The organism is Nonomuraea sp. NPDC049141 (assembly GCF_040648415.1).
GTDB lineage: Bacteria > Actinomycetota > Actinomycetes > Streptosporangiales > Streptosporangiaceae > Nonomuraea.
The window spans coordinates 207989-228517 of the sequence record NZ_JBEZDR010000003.1; the positions used below are offsets into that span (position 1 = coordinate 207989).

The following is a 20529-nucleotide window of genomic DNA, read 5'->3' on the forward strand; positions in this document are numbered from 1 at the left end:
GCTACACGCTCTCCGAGCGGGCCTGGAGCGCCTTCGGCGTGAGCTTGCGGCCCAGCGACTCCCACCAGCGCTGCGGGCTGAGGAAGACGACGAGCGCCAGCACCACGTGAACGGCGATGAAGGCGTACGCCTCGTACTTGCTCGGCGCGTGACCGATGAACACGCTCATGTGCGTGGCCCAGTCCCAGACCTCGGGGATGGTGATGAAGGCGGGGTCGACGTGGTTGTTCACCGTGAGGAACGCCAGGTCCTCCAGGCCGGACAGCATCAGCAGCAGCATGCCGTAGCCGAGCCTGCGTACCGTCCCCGCCGAGCCGCCGCCCAGCCGGAACGCCATGGCCAGGGAGACGATGATCAACGGGGTCAGCGTGAGGACGTGGTAGTAGAGGTCGTAGTACGCCTCACGGGTCCCGGCCACCTCGGAGCCGAAGAAGAAGATCTTGGGCACGAAGTAGAGGAAGTACAGCAGGAACGCCGCCGGGATCACCAGCACCGGCAGCCGGATCCGCCTGGCCCACTCCACGTCCAGCCTGGATATCGCCTCGGTGGCGAAGACGAACGGCAGCAGCTTCACCAGGAAGATCCACAGCGACTTCACCTGGCGGTCGTGCGGCAGCCCGAACCAGACGAACGCCGCGGCGATCACCGCCAGCGCCACGAAGATCAGGAAGCCGACGTGCTTGCGGGGGATCATTCTGAACCTCTCGTATCAGGCTCGATCACGAACCGGAGGGTGCGCAGCGCTTCATCCAGAGCGGATTCCAGCTGCTCGCGCGTGTCGGCCACCATGACCAGGTAGCCGAGCTTGTTGCCTGCCTGCGTGTAGGCGCGTACGTGCTCGCCTGCCGTCTTGAACACCTGGACGTCGACGACCTCGGGCATCCGCCGGAGCTCGTCGAGGCCCTCGATCGCGGTGAGCACGCCGTCGACGTCGGCGGCCAGGATCCGCAGCACGGCCGTCCTGCGGCAGGAGACGCTGATGCGCAGCGGCTCGCCCAGGGCCAGCCGGATGGCCGCCTCGACGGTGTTCAGCCCGAACGCGTGCTGGACCATCAGCGGCATGCCGTTGCCGCCCAGCCTGGCGCCCATCTCGATGAAGCAGATGTCGCCGCCGGGAGTGAGCACGAAGTCGAAGTTCACCGGCCCCTGCCGGTGGCCGACCGCCGCGCAGATCGCGCTGACCGCCTCGCTCAGCCGGGCGTGGACGTCGTCGTCGAGGTCGGCGGGGACGATGTGGGACAGGCTGATCATCGCCGGCGGCCCGGTGATGACGCGGTCGGTGACCGCCATGAAGGCCAGCTCGCCGTCGGCGAAGAAGGACTCCACGGCGCAGTGCCGCCCGGCCACCAGCTCTTCGACGATCACCTGCCGGGAGAAGGAGTGCTTCCAGGCGTGCTCGATGGCGCCCACCAGCCCGGCGGGGCCGTCGAGCACGGTGATGCCCTTGCTGCCCGAGGAGTCGGCCGGCTTGACGATCAGCGGATAGCCCAGACGGCCGGCCGCCTCGGTGAGCTCGTCGATGCTGTCGTGCTGGGCGTGGCGGTAGGTGGGCAGGCCGAGCCGGCCGACCACGTCACGGAAGAACCCTTTGTCCACCGAGCAGCGCAGCGCGTCCGGGGCGGGCTGGTGGGCGGTGCGGTAGAAGCGGCTCAGCTCGGCGACCGCCTCCTGGGCCGCGTCGCTGGCCGGCGAGATGACGGCCGCCACGTCGATCGGGCCGAGGGCCTGGGCGATCCCCTCCGGATCCCGGCTGGTCATGCAGAGGAAGTGATCCGCCTCCGCGGCACCGAGGGCGTCCGGGCGCTGGTCCACGCCGATCACCCGGTAGCCGAGCCGGCGGCCCTCGCGGTAGGCGGGAATCTGGTCCTCGCCGCCGCCGAGCACGATGAGGTTCCTCATGAGGCGTTCTCCCATACCTCGGTGCCGACATAGGGGGTCTCGTAGCCGTACAGGGCCTCGTCCGCCCGGATCGGGATGTTGGCCTCCCTGATCTGGTAGCGGGGCATACCGATCGCCTGCACGCGCATCATCCGTACGAGATAGCGGGCGACCACCGCGAGCGTGACGAGCGTGATCAGGCCGGTGACCAGGCTGGCCTCCGCCAGCTCGGTCGGGCCGAACCGGCCTGCCAGCGCCAGCGCCAGGACCGCCACCCCGGCCACCACCACGACGGCGGCCAGCGCGCTCAGCCACACCAGCGGCCGGAAGGAGAACCCGACGAAGAGCTCGACGGCATGGGAGACCAGCTTGCGCAGGTTCCACTTGCCCTGGCCGTCGACGCGCGGGCGGTGCGAGGTGGGCAGCGTGGTGTAGCGGGCGCCGAGCAGCGGCGCGGTGGCGATGAAGTACGGCGTGGAGAGCCGGCTGTCCACCACCTTGCGCGCCACGCTGGTCTTGACGATCCGGAACACCGACGCGCCGGGCGGCAGCTCGATGCCCAGCCAGCGGCGGGCGATCAGCTGGTGGCCGCTCGTGCCCAGCCGCCGGTACCAGGGGTCCTGCCGGTTCTCACGGACCGCGAACACCACGTCGTACCCTTCGAGCGCCTTGTCCACCAGGCGGTGCATCTCTTCCGGCGGAGACTGGAGATCGGCGTCGAACTGCACGGTCCACGGCTTCGAGGCGTACTTGAAGCCGGCGGAGAACGCCGCCTCCAGCCCGAAGTTGCGGGCGAAGGAGAGGTACTTGACTCGGGGGTCCGCGGCGGCGAAGCCCTTGATCGCCTCAAGGGTGCCGTCCGTGCTCCCGTCGTCGACGAAGAGCAGCTCGACGTCGTCGTAGGCGGCCAGCTCGGACCGGATCTCCTGGTACGCCCGCTCGACGCAGTCGATCTCGTTGTAGCACGGGATCATGGCGGTGATACCCGGCCGTGGCCGGTCCGCCGGTTTCGTGATCGGTGGCTTCTCCCGCAGAGAGGAATCAGACATCCGCCGCAGCCCCTTTCTCCATCGGCTTGTCCGGCGGCACATTCGGCGGATCCCCGGAGGGATCGAGCACCTTGACGAGCTTGATCTTGCCGTTGGACTCCGGGGCGATCTCCTGGACCGGCAGGACCGTGACCTCGAGGTCGGGTGCCGCGCGCAGGACCGAGTCCCGGATGTCGCCCGGCACGCCGGGACGGGCGTCGTGGGCCAGCACCACCCGCACGTCAACGGACCCCGGCCGACGCTGGACCAGTTGCATGCGGCTCACCTCGGGGAAGTCCTGCACGGCGTAGGTGAGGAAGTCGCCGTAGTAGCGCCTGCCGTCGGCGCCGGCGATCCGGTCCTGGCTGCGGCCGATCACCTCCCGCACGATCGGGGTCCGGGCCACCCCGCACGGGCAGTCGTTCGGACCGATCCGGACCCGGTCGCCGAGCCGGTAGCGGATCAACGGCATCGCCTCGCTGTGCAGCCGGGTGATGAGGATGTCACCCTCGCCGTCCTCCACCGAGACGGTCCCGTCCTCGTGCTCGACCTCCACCACCAGGTCGGACGTACGCAGGTGCAGCGCCCCTCGCGGGCAGGTGCGGGCGATGGTGAAGACCTCGACGGAGGCGTACACCTCCCGATGGGCCGTGCCGAAGTAGTCGAGGATGTGCGCCCGCGCGGCCGGCGACAGCCTTTCGCCGCCGAACAGCACGGTCCGGACGCCCTGGTGCTGGATGCCGCGCCGCCGCAGCTCGTCGACGACGCTGCGGATGACGTTGGGGAATCCGATCAGGAAGGTCGGCCGGGCCGCCAGGAACGCCGCCACCTGCTCGTCCAGCGAGCGGCTCGTCGGTATGTGGAAGTTCCGCAGCACGCCGAACCGCTCCAGCGGATGGCGCAGGAAGGGGTTGACCCGGAAGTAGGCGATCCGGTCGGTGGGGCGCAGCCTGTTGGACAGCATGTCCTGGAGGTAGGTCGCGCGCAGGTAGCCGAGATCCCGTTCCGAGTTGCGGATCGTGATCGGGATGCCGGAGGAGCCGCTGGTCGTGGCCGCGCGGGTGTTCTCGGCGGTGAAGCCGGTCGCGAGCAGTTCGTCGCCGGCCGCGCCGTGCAGGTCCATGCGGTCCAGCACGGGGAAGCCGGCCAGGTCACGGGCGCTCTGTAATCGCTCGACCAGGGCTGGGTCGAGGAGCCGCCGGTAGTGGGGGACGTTCTCGTAGGCGTGGCGTACCAGGGTGCGTAACAGCCCTGCCTGGAGGTCCAGTTGCTCGGCGTGGCCGAGGCGCTCCCGCCGCCGGATCCGGGCCAGATGGTAGGCGACCGGCGCGAGATTGATCGTGGATCGAAGCCTGCTCAGGGGGCCACCTCGCTCAGCTGAAGGTGTTCTGGTCGTGCACGAGCAGCCACTGTCCGTCGAATCGGGCGAAGTACAGCGTGAGGTAATAGGACTTCTCGTACGGCCGGCCTTCGGCGTCCAGATCGGCGTACGCGACGGACAGCACCACGAATGCTGATTCGCCGAAGGTCTCCGTCCGGATGACCGCCGTCTTGAGCGACCAATCCGGGTCCCCGAACCAGGCGACGTGGAACTCGCCGATCGCGTCCTTTCCGGTCAGCAGTTTTCCGTTGGGCAGAATCACCGAGGCGTCCGGGTGGACGGTGGCCAGAAATCCGTCCAGGTCACGCGTTTCTATCGCGCGCAAATGCGCGGCGAGCGCTTGTGAGAATTCCATCTAGGTCGCCGCGGTGGTCAGGTCGGCGTGGCCCGTGACTTCTTTGGCGTGCCACGTTTGCGGGTGCCGGCGGAACCAGGCGATGGTGTGCAACAGCCCCTCCTCGATCGGTGTCCGCGGCTCCCAGCCCAGCCGGGTCCTGGCCAGCGTGATGTCGGGGCGGCGCACGGTCGGGTCGTCCTGGGGACGCGGCGTGAACTCGATCTCCGACGCGGAGCCGGTGAGCTCTCTGATCCACTCGGCCAGCGCGAGCACGGACAGCTCGTGCGGGTTGCCGATGTTGACCGGGCCGTCCAGGTCCGAGTTGCACAGCCGGACGATCCCCTCGATCAGGTCGTCCACGTAGCAGATGGACCTGGTCTGGCTGCCGTCACCGGTGACCGTGATCGGCTCGCCGAGCAGCGCCTGGCGGACGAACGTGGGGATCGCCCGCCCGTCGAACGGCCGCATCCGAGGCCCGAACGTGTTGAAGATCCGCAGGATCGCCGTGTCGACGCCGTGGGCCCGGCGGTAGGCCATGGTCGTGGCCTCGGCGAACCGCTTGGCCTCGTCGTAGACCCCGCGTGGTCCCACCGGGTTGACGTTGCCCCAGTAGGTCTCCGGCTGCGGGTGGACCAGCGGGTCGCCGTACGTCTCCGAGGTCGAGGCGAGCACGAACCGCGCGCCCTTCTCCTTGGCCAGCTCCAGCGCGTTGAACGTGCCGTTGGAGCCGACGCGCAGCGTGTCGATCGGTAATCGCAGGTAGTCCGTCGGCGAGGCGGGGGAGGCGAAGTGCAGGACGGCGTCCAGGTCGCCGGGGATGACGAGGTGCAACGACACGTCGGTGCGGACCAGCCGGAAGCGTTCCTCGGCCATGAGGTGCTCGACGTTGGCCAGCGATCCGGTGAGAAAGTTGTCGACGCAGACGACCTGATGACCTTCGGCCAGAAACCGTTCACAGAGATGCGAGCCGAGAAATCCGGCGCCACCGGTAATGGCCACGGTGGGCCGACTCATAAGCGCAGCTCAGGAATTTGCCCGGTCAGGGCGCCCGAACAAGACAAGGTGGATCCTCCTGCTTTACTTACGCAGCGGAAGCCGGCCGCCTCTACTTTTGGTAATGCGCCGAGCCGTGTTGCGTAAGATGTTAATGTCCCCCGCTTTTTCGATTGCGGGGCGATGCTATGTCCGGCTACTCGTCAGCGTCAAGACATCCTTCGTAAACATTGGCCGGTCGGGTAGGGGTTTTCGCGACCCGCTTCCATTCGGTGACCGCTCGCCTGCGTTGCGAATAATCGGGCGTCCCGATCGCCCGTGGCCATGAGGCGGTGGCGGGCCCGTGAGGCGCCCGCCACCGCCACGAGAGCACCGACGCCGTTGATCAACCTCATCACGCTCCCAGGGTCCCCGGGGATCTTCACTGGAAACGATCTACGTTGGCACCCGAGGCTGTCAACCGGCGCGGCGGGTCACCGGCTGATGCTGGGCGTCTCCCAGGTCGCTCCGGTCCGCATGTCGATCAGCTTCAGGAAGCAGCTGCCCTGGGAGCCCACGGCGAAGGTGTAGGTCCGGGTCTCGCCGGCCGAGATGTAGAACGAGCCCTCGTCGCCGAACCAGCGCCCGTTGGCGCAGACGAGATTGAAGTCCACGTGCGCCGTGCTGCCGGAGGTCTTCTGGTAGGAGGCGTCATATCCGCGCGGATCCACATTGACGCACAAATAGCCCGCGCCCGTCGAAGTGCACTGGGACCTGGCCTCGGCGGGGGTGCCGAAGGCCAGCATGCCGCCCGCCACGAGCAGCGATGAAAGGGCGGCCGTAATGGCCTGACGAGTGAGTGTCATTGTTCTCTCCTGTCTCTTGTTTCGACGGTCAGGAATTTATCAGCTCCGGGAAACCGGTCGGCCGAAAGGACGTCTTTTTAATAATGAGCCGCATTTAAGCTTCATGGTGAATTGCGGCACTCGTGGGTAGACGCAACCTTCTGCCCCCCTCATGTGTCCTTGTAGGGGTGGAGGATCCGTTCGAATCATTCGTGGCCGCGCGGCTGGCGGCGCTCTACCGCTACGCCATGGTCCTGACCGGAGACCGGCACGACGCCGAGGACCTGGTGCAGGAGGCGCTGACCAGGACCGGGGTGCACTGGCGCCGGGTCGTCCGCAAGGACGATCCGGAGGGTTACGTCCGTACGGCGATGCTGCGCATCATGGCCAACCGCTGGCGGCGTCCCCGGCGGGAGGTCACGGTGGCCGACCCACCCGAGCCCGCCGTGGAGGACAGCGGGCTGGAAGGTCTGCTCGCCGACGCGAGCCTCAGGGCACGGCTCGCCGAGCTGCCCCCGCGGATGCGCGCGGTCCTCGTGCTGCGCTACGTCGAGGAGCGCAGCGAGAAGGAGATCGCCCGCCTGCTGGGCTGCAGCACGGGCACCGTCAAGAGCCAGGCGTCACGGGCGCTCGCCAGGCTGCGCACCACTCTCGACAACCAGGAGGTCGATCATGGATGAGGTGGAGTCGCGGCTCGGCGCCGTGCTGGGCGACCCCGGCCGGACGGTTCCGCCCGCGGACCTGGCCGACCGCGTTCACCGGGGCGTCGCGGTCAGGCGGAGGCGGCGGCGGGCGCTGGCGTTCGCCGCGGCGGCCTGCGCGGTCGCGCTGGCGGCGGCCGTACCGGTGGCGTGGCAGGAGATCGGCGGGCAGGGCCAGACGGTCGCCAACTCCGTCAACGGGCTCGGCGACCTGGTCGACCTCCCTGGTTCGGCTGCCCTGCCGGCGAAGACCACGGAGGGAGCTGAGTTCTTTCCCGAGTCGCTTGGCGAGGACGGGTCCGTGCTGGGCAGGTCGCGGAAGAAGCTGTGGGAGTGGGGGCCGGAAGGCGGCCCACTGCGCCCGCTGGGTGCGGCCTCGGGCGCGACACCGGCCACCGGACCGAGTGTCCGCGTATGGCCGGGGACCAACATCGTCACTCCCCTCTATTGCCGGGACCGGAACGGCACCACACCGGTCATGCCGGAGAACATGGTCGGGACTTCGCTGTGGGTCAGCGGAGGGACGATCGTCGGCAGCGACACCACGTTGCGGCCGTGGGCGGCGAAGGGCTGCACCAAGGGGGCCGCGGTGCCCGGTGCCGCCGGAGAGGCGGTCGCGTTCTCCTATCCCGACCTGTTCGTGGCCGACCCCTCCAAGGCCAACGGCCTGCGCCAGGTGGACGTCGAGTCGGGGGCCCTGGTCGCCGAGCGCCCGCTGCCCGAGGGGGTGAACGTCCGGACCAGTGCGGATCGGTCACAACTCTGGCTGGGCGCGGCCAACCGCGACACGTTCGCCTGGGTCGTGGACGGCGTCCTCAGGACAGCGGACCGCGCCGACTGGCGGGTCACCGAGGGCCCACGCGTACCTCCGGCGGGGGAGATCATCGTGGGCGGGGGCACGCAATTGGCGGATGGACGAACTTTCAACGCCCAATACCCCCGTCTGTACGCGCGGCTCACGGTGGGTGACCGGCTCATCGCGTACAGCGGGCTCACGCCCGGCGAGGGGGCCAGCTGGCAGTCCCTGGTCTATGATCCGCGAAGCGGCCAGTCGTTCGCGTTCAAGGGCCTGGCGTACGCGGCGGGCGACTGGCTCCTGTGGAACGACGGCGCCTCCTACCGCCTGGCCCGGGTCCGGTGATCGGCCGCCACGGGCGCACCTGGATGGTGAGCGTGCTGGTGGCGCTCCCCACGGCCGTCAACCTGATGGACGACGGGCTCACCTGGATCTGGACCAGGTCCGTGCCGGATCCGCTGCTGCACGCGATCGCGCGGGCCGGGCTGCTGGACGCGTGGCTCCTGCTCGACCTCCTGGCCGCCGTGGGTGTGCTGGGCGGCGCCGCGGTCGTGGCGGTGGCCGCCCGGCGTCCGGCGGTCGCCGCCACGCTGCTCGGCCTGGTCGCGGCGCTCAGCCTCGCCGCCGTGCCGGCCGGGCCCGGCTCGACGCTCTGGTACGGCCTGGCGTACGCGGCGGCACTGCCGCTGTCGGTCAGGACGTCGAAGAGCAATTCCACCGGCAACGTGGCGGTCAAGGGGACGAGCAGGTCGAACCATTCCAGTGCGCGGCCGATGAGTGCCGGGCTCGACATCAGTTGAAAATAGCTGGCATAAAAGGTGGAATCGCGCATTGTGCCGGTATCCCGCGCATCACATGGTCTTTCCGGGGTCTGTGAGCGTGATTACCGGCACAATAGGGCGGAGTCAAGAAGCGAAGTTATGAGTCGGCGATGTCGTTCGCGGCCACATAGCCGAAGGTCATGGCCGGGCCGATGGTCGAGCCGGCGCCGGCGTAGCTGTGCCCCATGACGGCGCCGCTGGCGTTGCCGGCCGCGTACAGGCCGGGAATGACCGAGCCGTCCACCCGGAGCACTCGCGCCCGCGCGTCCGTACGCATCCCGCCCTTGGTGCCCAGATCGCCCGGGACGATCTTGAACGCGTAGAAGGGCGGCAGCCACAGCGGCGCCAGGCAGGGGTTGGGCTTGACGAAGGGGTCGGCGTAGTAGCGGTCGTAGACGCTGTCGCCACGATGGAAGTCGGTGTCCTTGCCGCTCAGCGCGAACCCGTTGAACCGGGTGACCGTGGCGCGCAGCGCCGCCGCCGGGACGCCGATCTTCTGCGCCAGCGCTTCCACCGTCGCGGCCTTGAAGGCGGCGCCGCTGGTGAACCAGGAGTCGGGCAGCGGCAGCAGCGGCGCGACGTCCTTGAACAGGTAGCGGTTGCGGTAGTTCTGGTCGACGATCAGCCAGGCGGGGATGTGCGGACTCGCCGCCGTGTTGCGGTCGTACATGACGTGTACCACGTCGCTGTAGGGCGCCCCCTCGTTGACGAAGCGCACGCCGTTGCCGTTGACCAGGATGCAGCCGGGCAGCGTACGTTCGGCCAGGCAGAAGTACGGCTGGTCGGGCAGCGGGATCGCGGGGCCCCACCAGGAGTCGTCCATCAGGTCCAGCGCGGCTCCGGCGCGTTCGCCCGCCTCGATGCCGTCGCCGGTGTTCTCCTTGGCGCCGACCGTCCAGCCGGTCCCGATGGGCTGCCGCTGGAACTCCGCGCGCATCGCCGCGCTGTGCTCGAAACCGCCCGAACCCACGATGACCCCGCGGCGGGCCTTGACCAGCGTCTCCACGCCGTTCCGCGTCACGACCACGCCGGTGACGCGGCCGCCTTCGACGCGCAGGTCGAGGAGCGGGGTGTTCAGCCATACCGGCACGCCGGCCGCGAGCAGCCCGGCGCGGAGCCCGGCCGCCAGCGACTGGCCCATGGTGAGCGGCTTCTCGCCGCGGAGCGCGGCCGCGGTGCCTCTGGCCAGGCACGCGGCGCTCACCTCCAGGCCCTTCGGGTTGACCGCGCTGAGGGTCAGCCACTTGTAGTCGGCGCTGAAGACGACCAGGCCGGCCGGAGTGGGGATGTACGAGGGGTTCAGCCGGGCGAGTTCGGCGCCGAGGATGTGCCCGTCCAGTTGGTCGGGCTCGATGGAGCGGCCGTTCGGCATTCCGCCGGGGAAGTCGGGATAGTAGTCGGAGTAGCCCTCCATCCACCGGAACCGCAGCGGGCTGTTCCGGATCACGAACGAGATCATGGCCGGGCCGTTCGCCAGGAACGCCTGCTGCCGCGCGAGGGGCACCGTGTCGCCGACGACGCGGGCGAGGTAGGAGGCGGCCTTGGCCGGGGTGTCCGGGACTCCGGTGGCCAGGATCACCTCGTTGTTCGGTATCCAGATCCCGGCGCCGGACCGGGCCGCCGACCCGCCGAACGTCGGCGCCTTCTCGATCACCACCGTCTGCAGGCCGCGCTTGGCCGCGGTGAGCGCGGCGGTCATCCCGGCCGCGCCCGATCCGACGATCACCACGTCATATTCGACGTCGGCGTACGCGGGTGCGCGGCCCAGGGCCGCTTCGGTCATGAGGACTCCGCCGGCGATGGCGGCGCCGCGCAGCAGGGTGCGGCGGCTGGGTCCGTCTGTGGTTGTTGCGGGGGCCGTGGCGGGCGTCGAATCGGCCATGGTGGATCGATCCCTTCAACATGCGTGCGCTGCGGGCAGCGCAGTGGTCGGAGGAACAACCGCGGTGGCACCTCGCGCCGGGTGCGACGGCTACGGACGAGCTGGGGGGTGTGGCCCCCGTCACAGCATGAAGCATGCGCTTGGTTGGTAACGCCTGTCAACAGCGATCATCCATCCCGCCGGGGCCGCCCGTCAGAAGCGGTAGCGAAGGAGGAAGCCGGCGTTTCTCCAGGCCGGCACCATGCTGATCACGGCGCACAGCATCCGGTAGTACAGAGAGGCGTGTCTGATCAGGGCCGCTTCCACCACACTCCGCTGGTCCACGTAGCGCAGGCGGTCGTCGAGACGCTCGGCTTCCCGGGCGCTCTCGATGGTCCACCCGAAGGTGATGCCGTGCTGGGCGAAGATCGAATTCGGCTGACTCTCGTAACGCCTCTTGACCGACGCCGCGCCTATGTTGAAGACGAACTGGCCGGTTGGGAAGTGGTCCATGATGTTCCGGAAGACCTGCCGTACCTCGTCCTCGTCGAGGAACTGGTAGAGCCCGTCGGCCACCACGATCACCGGCCGGTCGCCGGGGATCCGGTCGAGCCAGGCCGGGTCGACGACGGACGCGCCGATGGTGGTGTGCTCCGGGCGTTGGGGGTAGAGCTGGTCCATGATCTCGATGACGTCCGGGAAGTCCACGTCATACCAGTGATGGCCGGGAGCCGGATCGATCCGGAAGACGCGGCTGTCGAAGCCGCAGCCGAGGTCCAGGACGATCGCGTCCGGGTTCTTCGCCAGGTACTCCCTGGTCCACTCGTCCATCACCCGCGATCTGACGCCGACGGCGTACCGGCCGAGGGCCATGGGCTTGAACGAGGAGAAGTCGAAGCCGAGCCGCCGGACGACCCGGTCCGCCCACGGGTCGCCGAGGATCGGGTGCGGGTCCTTGCTGTCCAGCCACCGCAGGTACAGCTCGACGAGGGCGGTGACCCGTACGCCGGTGAAGTCGATGGGGATGGTCGCCATATCGGTCAGCCCACAGGTAGGTCGCGGCGGCGCAGGCCGAGCAGGCCTGCCAGGGTGAGCGCCGCCGCCATCGCGGTCAGCACGATCAGCGGCAGCACGGTCAGCTCCCCGCCGGGAAGCAGCGGGACATGGGCGAACACCGACAGATCGATCACCCACTGGCTCAGCTGCAGCTCACCGCCGACCCAGCCGAACAGCAGGCTCACCAGCAGTACGGCGAACGCGCCCGCGGCCAGCCGCGGCAGCAGCCCGAACAGCGCCAAGGCGAGTCCGGCGAACACCCACACCGCGGGCACCTGTACGAGCGCGGCGATCAGGGCGCGGGGTAGCTCGCGGCAGACGTCGCCGGTGTTCAGCCCGTGGGCGAGGCCGACGGCGGCCCCGAAGACGGCCAGCCCGGCGGCCGGGCCGAGCAGCGCGAAGGCGAAGTGCCCGCCCGCCCAGCGCAGCCGGTCGACCGGCGCGGCAAGGAGGGACTCCGCGCGTCCGCCGCTCTCCTCGGCCCGCAGCTGGAGGGCGGCCTGGATCGCGTACGCGGCGGCGACCACGCCGAACATGGTCATCATCCCCTGGAGGTACTGGTCGATGACGGTGCCGTGACCGCCCAGCCGCGCCAGGGCCTCTCGCGCCGCCGGAGAGCTGTTGTCCATCAGCTCGCCGATGCTCTTGGCGATGCCGCCGAGCCCGAACCCGACCACGGCGAACCCGGCGATCCGGTTCGCCAGCGATCGGCGGTGCAGCCGCCAGGCCAGCGCCAAGGGGGAGCGCAGCCCCGGGGCGGCGCCCGCCGGGCCGGGGCGGGCCTGGAACAGGCCGTTGCCGAGGTCTCGCCGCGCCGACAGCGCGACGGCCAGCGCGATGAGCGCGGCCACCCCGCCGACGGCGACGGCGAGGACCCACCACCGTTCGCCGCTGAACGGTCGGAACTGGTGCGCCCAGCCGAGCGGCGACAGCCAGGACAGCCAGCCCAGCCCGCCGCCGGACCTCTCGCTGACCACGCCGATGCCGCGCAGCAGGAACGCGGTCCCGATGACGGCGACCCCGATGCCGCGTGCGCTCCCGGCCCCGGCGGTGAGCTGTGCGACCACCGCGCCTGTCGCGGCGAAGACACAACCGATGGTGGCGAGCCCCGACCCGTAGGCCAGCGAACCGGCGACGCCCAATCCCGCATTGACCAGCGCCAGAGCCGACACCAGGCCGAGGACCAGGCTCGCCCCGCAGGTCATGATCAGGGCGGCGGCCACTCCCGCGTGGCGTGAGACTGCGGTGGCGCCGATCAGCTCCCGGCGGCCGGCCTCCTCCTCGGTACGGGTGTGCCGGATGACGGTGAGCAGGCTGAACACCGCGATCACCACGGGGATGAATCCCGCACGCCAGGTGACCAGCTGGCCGAGGCTCGATCCGTTCAGCGGGCCATAGGCCACGGTGAAGGCGACGTTGTGCAGGCTGGTCTCGGCGTACTCCTGACGGGCCGCCGCGGTGGGGAAGCCGCCGTTGAACGCGGCGATGAACGCCAGCGGGACCACACAGGGGATGAGGGTCCACAGCGGCAGGAGCACGCGATCACGCCGCAGCGCGAGGCGGACCAGCCTGCCGGTGCCCGCGAGCCCGGTCATCGGGCCACCCGCCGGTCCGTGTCGGCCCGCTCGTAGTGGCGCAGGAACAGCTCCTCCAGCGTGGGCGGCTGGCTGACGAGGCTGCGGACGCCCGCCTGGGTGAGGTGACGCAGCGCCGCGTCGAGTGCGGCGCCGTCGACGTCGAAGCGGACGCCGCCGTCATCGGTGCGCAGGTTGTGCACGCCGGGCAGGCCGGCCAGGCCGTCCGGAGCGTGGATGAGCTCGGCACGGATGGTCGTGCGGGTGAGATGGCGCAGGTCGGCGAGGGTGCCGGTCTCGACGGTACGGCCGTCGCGGATGATGGTGAGCCGGTCGCACAGAGCTTCGACCTCGGCCAGGATGTGGCTCGACAGCAGCACGGTACGGTCGCCGCGCCGCTGTTCGTCACGGATCGCCTGGCGGAACACCTCCTCCATCAGCGGGTCCAGGCCGGAGGTCGGCTCGTCCATGATGAGCAGCTCGACGTCGGAGGCGAGGGCGGCGACCAGGGCGACCTTCTGCCGGTTGCCCTTGGAGTAGGCGCGGCCCTTCTTGCGGGGGTCGAGGTCGAAGCGGTCCAGCAGGTCGGCGCGGCGGCGCTGGTCGAGCCCGCCGCGCAGCCGGCCGAGCAGGTCGATCACCTCACCGCCGGTCAGGCTGGGCCACAGGGTGACGTCGCCGGGCACATAGGCCAGGCGGCGGTGCAGGGCGGTGGCGTCGGACCACGGGTCGCCGCCGAGCAGCCGGGCGGTGCCCGCGTCGGCGCGCATCAGGCCGAGCAGGATGCGGAGCGTGGTGCTCTTGCCGGCGCCGTTAGGGCCGAGGAAGCCGTGCACCTCGCCGGTGCGCACCACCAGGTCGAGGCCGTCCAGGGCCCGGGTCGAGCCGAACGCCTTGACCAGGCCGGTCACCGAGATGGCGCCATTCTGCCCATGCGTATAGCTGGTTACTGTCATGTGAAGGAGACTACACCTGTGTGTAGCCACGATGGCAACCGCATGTTCCCCCCGAATTAGGGCAAGAGCCGTACGGCTCATTGGTAAAGCTGGCTAAAGTGAAATTTGACTACTTGTCAGGCACGGGAGGCATCAAGGATGCGGAACGGCCCCACGATGGTCGCCAGTACCCTCGCCCTGGCGGTGGTCCTGACCGCCGGATGCACCTCCAGCGGCGGCACGCGAACCCCGGGCGCCGCCCCCCAGTCGCAGGGCCCGGTGGCGAAGCTGGCGATCACCCCCGCTGACGGGACGAAGAAGGTCGCTCCGGACACGGGCGTCAGCGTCAAGGTCACCGGCGGCAAGGTCACCAAGCTGACCGTCGCCGACGCCAAGGCGAAAGCGGTACAGGGTGCCGTGGGAACCGACGGGACCTGGCGCCCCCAGTGGGCGTTGCGCCCGTCGACGGCGTACACGGTCAGCGCCGAGGCGATCGGCACGGACGGCAAGCAGGTCACCGGGCAGGCGAAGTTCACCACGCTGAAGCCGAAACGCGCGCTGGAGAGCGGCATGGCGCCGCTGGACGGCGACAAGGTCGGCGTCGGGATGCCCGTCCAGCTCCTGCTGTCGCAGTCGGTGGCCGACAAGGAGGACCGGGCCGCGATCGAGCGGGCCCTGGTGGTGAAGATGTCCGAGCCGGTCGAGGGCGCGTGGAGTTGGGTGAGCGATCGCGAGGTCCAGTTCCGGCCGCGCGAGTACTGGCCGACCGGGGAGAAGGTCGAGGTCGTCGCGCACCTGGCAGGGGTGAAGGCCGGTGAGGGGCTGTGGGGCACCAAGGACCGCAGCCTGACCTTCACCGTCGGCCCCCGGCACATCACCAAGGTGAACGCCCGCACCCATGAGGCGGTGGTGACCGACGGCGACAAGGTCGTCAAGACCATCCCGGTCAGCCTCGGCAGGCCGGGCGACGACAGCTATTCGGGCACCATGATCGCCCAGGAGAAGGCCGCGGACATCATCATGGACTCCGCGACCACCGGCCACCCGGGGGAGTACCGCATCCCCACCAAGTGGAACGTCCGGATGACCTACAGCGGCACCTTCTTCCACGCCGCCCCCTGGTCGACCGGCGCGCAGGGCAACTCCAACGTCAGCCACGGATGCGTCAACGCCAGCCCGGCCAACGCGCGCTGGTTCTACGAGTTCACCCAGCGGGGCGACATCATCCAGGTCAGCGGCACGTCGAGGAAGCTGCGGTTCGGCAACGGTCCCACGCCGTGGGCCAAGTCCTGGGACGACTGGCTGGCCGGCAGCGCGCTGGGCAAGCCCGTCAACGGCGGTTAACCGCTGGTCAGAAGCCGAAGACGGCCGTGGGGTTGTCGACCAGGATGCGCCGGCGCAGGGCGTCGGTGGGGGCGATCCGGCCCAGGAAGTCGACCAGGACGCCGTCATCCGGCATCTCGCCGGAGATGTTCGGGTGCGGGAAGTCGGTCCCCCACAGGACCCGCTCCGGAGCGTGCGCGGCGAGGCGTCCGGCGAAGGGGGCCACGTCCTCGTACGGCGGCCCCGAGGCGGAGAGCCGGTCGGCGCCGCTGAGCTTCACCCAGACGTGCCCGGTGTCGAGCAGGCGCAGCAGCGTCTCCGCCGCCTCCTCGGCGTGCACGTCCACCCGGGCCATGTGATCGATGATCACCGGGAGCTCCGCGGCGCGGATGAGGTCGGCCAGGTCGACGATGCCGCGGCCGGCCACGTGCACGCCGAGGTGCCAGCCGTACGGGCGGATCAGCCGGATCACCGCGTCGATGCTCTCGAGGGAGGGGCTGGGGCCGAGGTGGGGCAGGAAGTTCAGGCGGACCCGGCCGAGCGGGCGGTCCTGGAGGCGGCCCGTGAGCTGCTGCGTACGGGGGATCTGACCGACGACACGTTCGCCGCGTCGATCGACGCGCTCGGTCAGACCCGCCTGTACGAGGTGGTCACCCTGGTGGGTTACTACCGGCTGCTGGCCGCACAGCTCCGCGTCGACGGCTGAACTCCCGCCTTTCGCACCCTTGGCCGTCCTACCTCTCCAGTACGACGGCCAGTCCTTGGCCGACCCCGATGCAGAGGGCGGCCAGACCCGTGCCGGAACCGGCCGCCGCCAGTTGGTGGGCGACCGTCCCGGTGATGCGGGCCCCCGAGGCGCCCAGGGGATGACCCAGGGCGATCGCCCCGCCGTACGGGTTGACGATCCCGGGATCGAGCTCGGGCAACTCGGCCAGGCAGCCGAGCGCCTGCGCGGCGAACGCCTCGTTCAGTTCGACGGTCGTCAGGTCGCCGAACCCCTTGCCCGCCTTGGCCAGAGCCTTCTTGACGGCCTCGACCGGGCCGAGGCCGAAGTAGCGGGGTTCGAGCGCGCTGACGCCGCTCGCGGTGATCCTGGCCAGCGGTTCGCGCCCGCGCAGCCCGGCCTCGTCGGTGAGCAGCAGCGCCGCGGCGCCGTCGTTGAGCGGGGAGGAGTTGCCCGCGGTGACCGTGCCGTCCGCGCGGAAGGCGGGCTTCAGCCGGGCGAGCGCCTCTAGCGAGGTGTCCTCGCGGATGCCCTCGTCCCGGGTGAGGTCGCCGACGGGGACGATCTCGCGGTCGAAGGACGCCTTGGCCGCCTTCTGATGGCTGGCCAGCGCGAACACGTCCTGCTCGGCCCGGGAAATGCGGTGTTTGTCGGCGATCAGCTCGGCGCCTTCGCCGAGGGCGACCGTGTGCTCGGCGGGCATCCTCGGGTTGACCAGCCGCCAGCCGAGCGTGGTGGAGACCAGTTCCTGGCCCTTGGCGGGGAAGGCCCGATCCGGCTTGGGCAGCACCCACGGCGCGCGGGTCATCGACTCCACGCCGCCCGCGATCACCGTGGTGGCGTCGCCGACGGCGATCGCCCGGTACGCCTGGATGACGGCCTCCATGCCGGAGCCGCACAGCCGGTTCACGGTCGCGCCCGGCGTGGTCAGCGGCAGTCCGGCGAGCAGCGCGGCCATCCGGGCCACGTTGCGGTTCTCCTCGCCGGCGCCGTTGGCGTTGCCGAGGATCACCTCGTCGGCGGCGACCTCGCCGTTGCGGTCCACCAGCGCCTTGATGACGTGCGCGGCCAGGTCGTCGGGGCGGACGCCGGACAACGCCCCGCCGTAGCGCCCGAAGGGGGTGCGCACGGCGTCCAGGACATAGACGGTCTTCACGACAGGACCTCCGTACCGATCCTCACGACAGGACCTCCGCATCCGGTTCTCACGCGGTTACCTCCGCATCCGGTTCTCACGCGGTTACCTCCGCATCCGTACGGTCGCGCAGTTGCGCGACGCTCACGCCGGGCGCGGTCTCCACCAGCGCCAGGCCCTGGTCGGTGATGTCGAGGACGCCGAGGTCGGTGATGATCCTATGCACGCACGCCTTGCCGGTGAGCGGCAGCGAGCACTCCTCGACGATCTTGGGAGACCCGTCCTTGGCGGTGTGGTCCATGATCACGAGCACCTTGCGGGCACCGTGGACCAGGTCCATGGCCCCGCCCATACCCTTGACGAGCTTCCCGGGAACCATCCAGTTGGCCAGATCGCCGCGCGCCGAGACCTGCATCGCGCCCAGCACCGCGACGTCGATGTGACCGCCCCGGATCATGCCGAACGACAGCGACGAGTCGAAGAACGAGGCCCCCGGCCGTACCGTCACCGTCTCCTTGCCCGCGTTGATCAGGTCCGGATCGATCTCCTCCGGCGTCGGGTAGGGGCCGACGCCGAGGATGCCGTTCTCCGAGTGCAGGGTCACGTCCACGTCGGGCGGCAGGAAGGACGGGATCCGGGTGGGCAGCCCGATGCCGAGGTTGACGTAGTCGCCGTCGCGCAGCTCGGCCGCCGCACGGGCGACCATCTCGTCGCGGGTCCAGCTCATGACGCGCTCCCTTCCGGGGGAGTGGAGACGGTACGCCGTTCGACGGGCTTGACGGCGGCCTGTTCGGGGGTGAGCGCCACGATGCGGTCGACGAAGACACCGGGCAGGTGTACCTCGTCGGGATCGAGTTCGGTCAGCTCCTCGACCTCGGCGATCGCGATGCGCGCGGCCATTGCGGCAAGCGGGTTGAAGTTCCTGGCGGCCTTGTTGAAGACCAGGTTGCCGTGGCGGTCCCCCTTCGCCGCCCGGATCAGCGCGTAGTCGGTGGTGATGGCGTGTTCCAGCACGTACTGCCTGCCCGCGAACTCGCGGACCTCCTTGGGCGGTGAGGCGAGCGCGACCGACCCGTCGGGAGCGTGCCGCAGCGGCAGCCCGCCGTCGGCGACCGGCGTGCCGACCCCGGCCGGGGTGTAGAAGGCGGGGATGCCGCTGCCGCCGGCGCGCAGCCGCTCGGCCAGGCTGCCCTGCGGGGTCAGCTCCACCTCCAGCTCGCCGCCCAGGTATTGCCGGGCGAACTCCTTGTTGTCACCGATGTAGGAGGCGGTCACGCGGGCGATCCGCCGATCGGCCAGCAGGGTGCCCAGACCGCCGCCGTCGACTCCGCAGTTGTTCGACACGACGCTGATGCCGCGTACGCCGGAATCGTGCAGCGCCTGGATCAGCACGTCCGGAATGCCGCAGAGACCGAACCCGCCGACCGCGAACGACGCGCCGTCCCGAACATCGGCCAGCGCCTCATGGGCGGTGGCCACCACTTTGTCTCTCCGCACGGCACTCCGCTTCGTATGTGTTCGCTAAGTGAACTTTAATTCATTATTATCGTCGAGTATGGAGAGCCGAATCGTGCTCTGTCAAAGTCCTTGAGGACTTGAGAGCTCGAAGGAGGAGAGCGGATGGAACCGGCGAGCACTCTGGAACGCGGGCTGGCCGTCCTGCGCGTGCTGGCCGCCGGTCCCAGACGGCCGATGCGCGCGACCGACCTGGTGCGGGCCACCGGCCTGGCCAGATCGACGGTCGACCGGATCGTGGCCACGCTCGTCCGGCTCGGTTATGTACGGGCCGAGGAACGCGACGTGCTGCTCGCGCCGCGCCTGATGGAGCTGGGCGAGGCGTACCTGGCGTGCGGCGGTCTGGGCGCGGCCCTCGACGAGTACGCCCAGCGGCTCGCCGACGAACTGGACGAGTCGGTGTCGCTGGCCGTGCGGGACGGGGACGGGGTCCGCTTCGTCGGCCGCTTCGCCCGGCGACGCACCATGTCGGTGGCCTTCCGGGTGGGCGACCTGCTGCCCGCCGACCGCTGCGCGGCCGGCCTGATCCTGCTCGACCCCGCCGCACGGTGGGCCGAGGACGACCAGCTCGTCGAGCCCGGCCTGGTGGCGGTCGCGGTGCCTGTTCGGGACGGGAGCGGTACGACGATCTGCGCGCTGACCGTGGCCAGCCACACCAGCAGACACACGGCCGCTGGTCTGCGTGATCACGCACTGCCCAGCCTGCTGAAGACGGCGGGGGAGATGGAGACGGCCCTGGCCGACCCGGTCGCGTCGGCTGCGCCGGGCTCTCCTCTTCCGATCGGCGCGGGAGTGGACGCGTCGCGGGCGACGAAGGAGGAGCTGGGGGCCGGTTACCTTCAGTCGTTGGCTCGCGGTCTGGCCGTGCTGGTGTCGCTCGGTTCGGCGCGTGGCGGGCTCACACTGGCCGCCGCTGCCAAGGTCACCGGCCTGCCTCGGGCCACTGTCCGGCGCGCGGTGCAGACCCTGGAACGGCTGGGGTACGTCGCGGCCGACGGCAGCCGGTTCGTCCTGCAGCCCAAGGTGCTGGAGCTCGGGTACGCCCATCTGTCGGGCCGGACCTTCGGCGAGATCGTCCAGCCGCACCTCGTGGACCTGGTGGCGCGGGTTCACGAGTCGGCCTCGGTCGCGACGCTGTCCGGCGACGACGTCGTCTACGTGGCGCGCGTGCCGACCGTCGCCATCATGAGCGTCGACATCACCGTCGGCACCCGCTTCCCCGCGTACGCCACCTCGATGGGCCGGGTCCTTCTGGCCGACCTGCCCGAGGAACGGCTGGCCGGGATGCCCTCACGCCCGCTGACCCCCCACACGCTCACCTCGCCCGCCGACCTGGCGGCAGCCGTACGGCAGGCGGCAGTGGACGGCTACGCCCTCGTCGACCAGGAACTGGAGGAAGGCGTGCGGTCCATCGCGGTACCCATCCGCGACCGGAGCGGCCGGGTCGTCGCGGCCGTCAACGTCGCCACCCACGCCAGCCGCGCCACCCCCGCCGAACTGCTCCGCGACGTCTTGCCCGCCCTCACTGAGGCGGCGGCCCGCATGGAAGCAGACCTGTCCCACACCCGCCCGTCCTGACCGCCCTACTGGGACGCAACCGACCCGACCCACGCTCCCGACCCGCCCGAGTCGCCTGGCCCGCCCGAC

General features: G+C 70.2%; 21 protein-coding genes. 6 read left to right on the forward strand and 15 right to left on the reverse strand.

Translation table 11 applies throughout. The annotated features are described in order from the left end of the window. Position 1: 1 nt before the first annotated feature. The 7 genes from AB0B91_RS09590 to AB0B91_RS09620 all read right to left on the reverse strand — a co-directional run bounded on the left by AB0B91_RS09590 (position 2) and on the right by AB0B91_RS09620 (position 6462). Entirely contained in the window at positions 2 to 694 is a 693-nt protein-coding gene (locus AB0B91_RS09590; protein ID WP_358317838.1) for a hypothetical protein, read from the reverse strand. Then, on the reverse strand, positions 691 to 1899 hold the full coding sequence (locus AB0B91_RS09595) for an ATP-grasp domain-containing protein (RefSeq protein ID WP_358317839.1): 1209 nt from the start codon (positions 1897 to 1899) through the stop codon (positions 691 to 693). The genes AB0B91_RS09590 and AB0B91_RS09595 overlap by 4 nt, the downstream gene beginning before the upstream one ends. Further along, positions 1896 to 2927 (reverse strand): glycosyltransferase family 2 protein, encoded by a 1032-nt coding sequence (locus tag AB0B91_RS09600; protein ID WP_358317840.1) that lies wholly within the window; start codon positions 2925 to 2927, stop codon positions 1896 to 1898. Before AB0B91_RS09600 ends, AB0B91_RS09595 begins: the two co-directional genes overlap by 4 nt. Then, complete coding sequence (locus tag AB0B91_RS09605; protein WP_358317841.1) at positions 2920 to 4041, reverse strand: hypothetical protein; 1122 nt, start codon at positions 4039 to 4041, stop codon at positions 2920 to 2922. Before AB0B91_RS09605 ends, AB0B91_RS09600 begins: the two co-directional genes overlap by 8 nt. A 238-nt stretch (positions 4042 to 4279) precedes the next feature. Next, the gene (locus AB0B91_RS09610; protein ID WP_358317842.1) at positions 4280 to 4642 is read right to left on the reverse strand and encodes a nuclear transport factor 2 family protein; all 363 of its coding nucleotides are present in this window, start codon (positions 4640 to 4642) and stop codon (positions 4280 to 4282) included. After that, positions 4643 to 5638 (reverse strand): UDP-glucuronic acid decarboxylase family protein, encoded by a 996-nt coding sequence (locus AB0B91_RS09615; protein ID WP_358317843.1) that lies wholly within the window; start codon positions 5636 to 5638, stop codon positions 4643 to 4645. A gap of 452 nt (positions 5639 to 6090) precedes the next feature. Next, a complete protein-coding gene (locus AB0B91_RS09620) occupies positions 6091 to 6462 on the reverse strand; it encodes a hypothetical protein (RefSeq protein ID WP_358317844.1) in 372 nt (123 codons plus the stop codon). A 167-nt stretch (positions 6463 to 6629) separates the two neighbouring features. Here AB0B91_RS09620 and AB0B91_RS09625 point away from each other — a divergent pair, with 167 nt between their 5' ends. The 3 genes from AB0B91_RS09625 to AB0B91_RS09635 are packed head-to-tail and all read left to right on the forward strand — an operon-like array spanning position 6630 to position 8738. Continuing rightward, positions 6630 to 7121, forward strand: a complete 492-nt coding sequence (locus tag AB0B91_RS09625) for a SigE family RNA polymerase sigma factor (protein ID WP_358317845.1) — start codon at positions 6630 to 6632, stop codon at positions 7119 to 7121. Next, positions 7114 to 8283 carry a hypothetical protein gene (locus tag AB0B91_RS09630; RefSeq protein ID WP_358317846.1) on the forward strand — a complete coding sequence of 390 codons (1170 nt, stop codon included), beginning with the start codon at positions 7114 to 7116 and terminating at the stop codon, positions 8281 to 8283. Before AB0B91_RS09625 ends, AB0B91_RS09630 begins: the two co-directional genes overlap by 8 nt. After that, positions 8280 to 8738, forward strand: coding sequence for a hypothetical protein (locus tag AB0B91_RS09635; protein WP_358317847.1), 459 nt, complete (start codon positions 8280 to 8282; stop codon positions 8736 to 8738). Before AB0B91_RS09630 ends, AB0B91_RS09635 begins: the two co-directional genes overlap by 4 nt. Positions 8739 to 8856: 118 nt before the next feature. Here AB0B91_RS09635 and kstD read toward each other — a convergent pair whose 3' ends face one another. The 4 genes from kstD to AB0B91_RS09655 form a co-directional block, all read right to left on the reverse strand. After that, complete coding sequence (kstD, locus tag AB0B91_RS09640; RefSeq protein ID WP_358317848.1) at positions 8857 to 10641, reverse strand: 3-oxosteroid 1-dehydrogenase; 1785 nt, start codon at positions 10639 to 10641, stop codon at positions 8857 to 8859. Between the two features lie 192 nt (positions 10642 to 10833). Beyond that, positions 10834 to 11655, reverse strand: a complete 822-nt coding sequence (locus tag AB0B91_RS09645; RefSeq protein ID WP_358317849.1) for a class I SAM-dependent methyltransferase — start codon at positions 11653 to 11655, stop codon at positions 10834 to 10836. Between the two features lie 5 nt (positions 11656 to 11660). After that, entirely contained in the window at positions 11661 to 13271 is a 1611-nt protein-coding gene (locus AB0B91_RS09650) for an ABC transporter permease (protein ID WP_358317850.1), read from the reverse strand. Continuing rightward, on the reverse strand, positions 13268 to 14206 hold the full coding sequence (locus tag AB0B91_RS09655) for an ABC transporter ATP-binding protein (RefSeq protein WP_358317851.1): 939 nt from the start codon (positions 14204 to 14206) through the stop codon (positions 13268 to 13270). Before AB0B91_RS09655 ends, AB0B91_RS09650 begins: the two co-directional genes overlap by 4 nt. Positions 14207 to 14362: 156 nt before the next feature. Between AB0B91_RS09655 and AB0B91_RS09660 the strand changes: the two genes are divergently transcribed. Next, positions 14363 to 15529: an Ig-like domain-containing protein gene (locus AB0B91_RS09660; protein ID WP_358317852.1), complete on the forward strand. Its 1167-nt coding sequence runs from the start codon at positions 14363 to 14365 to the stop codon at positions 15527 to 15529. A 7-nt stretch (positions 15530 to 15536) separates the two neighbouring features. On the opposite strand, the gene AB0B91_RS09665 is transcribed toward AB0B91_RS09660, so the two are convergent. Further along, complete coding sequence (locus AB0B91_RS09665) at positions 15537 to 16094, reverse strand: amidohydrolase family protein (RefSeq protein ID WP_358318332.1); 558 nt, start codon at positions 16092 to 16094, stop codon at positions 15537 to 15539. Between AB0B91_RS09665 and AB0B91_RS09670 the strand changes: the two genes are divergently transcribed. Beyond that, entirely contained in the window at positions 16017 to 16214 is a 198-nt protein-coding gene (locus tag AB0B91_RS09670) for a hypothetical protein (RefSeq protein WP_358317853.1), read from the forward strand. The two genes, AB0B91_RS09665 and AB0B91_RS09670, sit on opposite strands and share 78 nt — an antisense overlap. 28 nt (positions 16215 to 16242) lie before the next feature. Here AB0B91_RS09670 and AB0B91_RS09675 read toward each other — a convergent pair whose 3' ends face one another. The 3 genes from AB0B91_RS09675 to AB0B91_RS09685 form a co-directional block, all read right to left on the reverse strand. Next, the gene (locus AB0B91_RS09675; RefSeq protein ID WP_358317854.1) at positions 16243 to 17388 is read right to left on the reverse strand and encodes a thiolase family protein; all 1146 of its coding nucleotides are present in this window, start codon (positions 17386 to 17388) and stop codon (positions 16243 to 16245) included. A 76-nt stretch (positions 17389 to 17464) separates the two neighbouring features. Beyond that, positions 17465 to 18094, reverse strand: a complete 630-nt coding sequence (locus tag AB0B91_RS09680) for a CoA transferase subunit B (RefSeq protein ID WP_358317855.1) — start codon at positions 18092 to 18094, stop codon at positions 17465 to 17467. Beyond that, complete coding sequence (locus AB0B91_RS09685) at positions 18091 to 18864, reverse strand: CoA transferase subunit A (RefSeq protein ID WP_358317856.1); 774 nt, start codon at positions 18862 to 18864, stop codon at positions 18091 to 18093. Before AB0B91_RS09685 ends, AB0B91_RS09680 begins: the two co-directional genes overlap by 4 nt. A 123-nt stretch (positions 18865 to 18987) precedes the next feature. Here AB0B91_RS09685 and AB0B91_RS09690 point away from each other — a divergent pair, with 123 nt between their 5' ends. Then, a complete protein-coding gene (locus AB0B91_RS09690; RefSeq protein ID WP_358317857.1) occupies positions 18988 to 20460 on the forward strand; it encodes an IclR family transcriptional regulator C-terminal domain-containing protein in 1473 nt (490 codons plus the stop codon). Positions 20461 to 20529 lie beyond the last annotated feature (69 nt).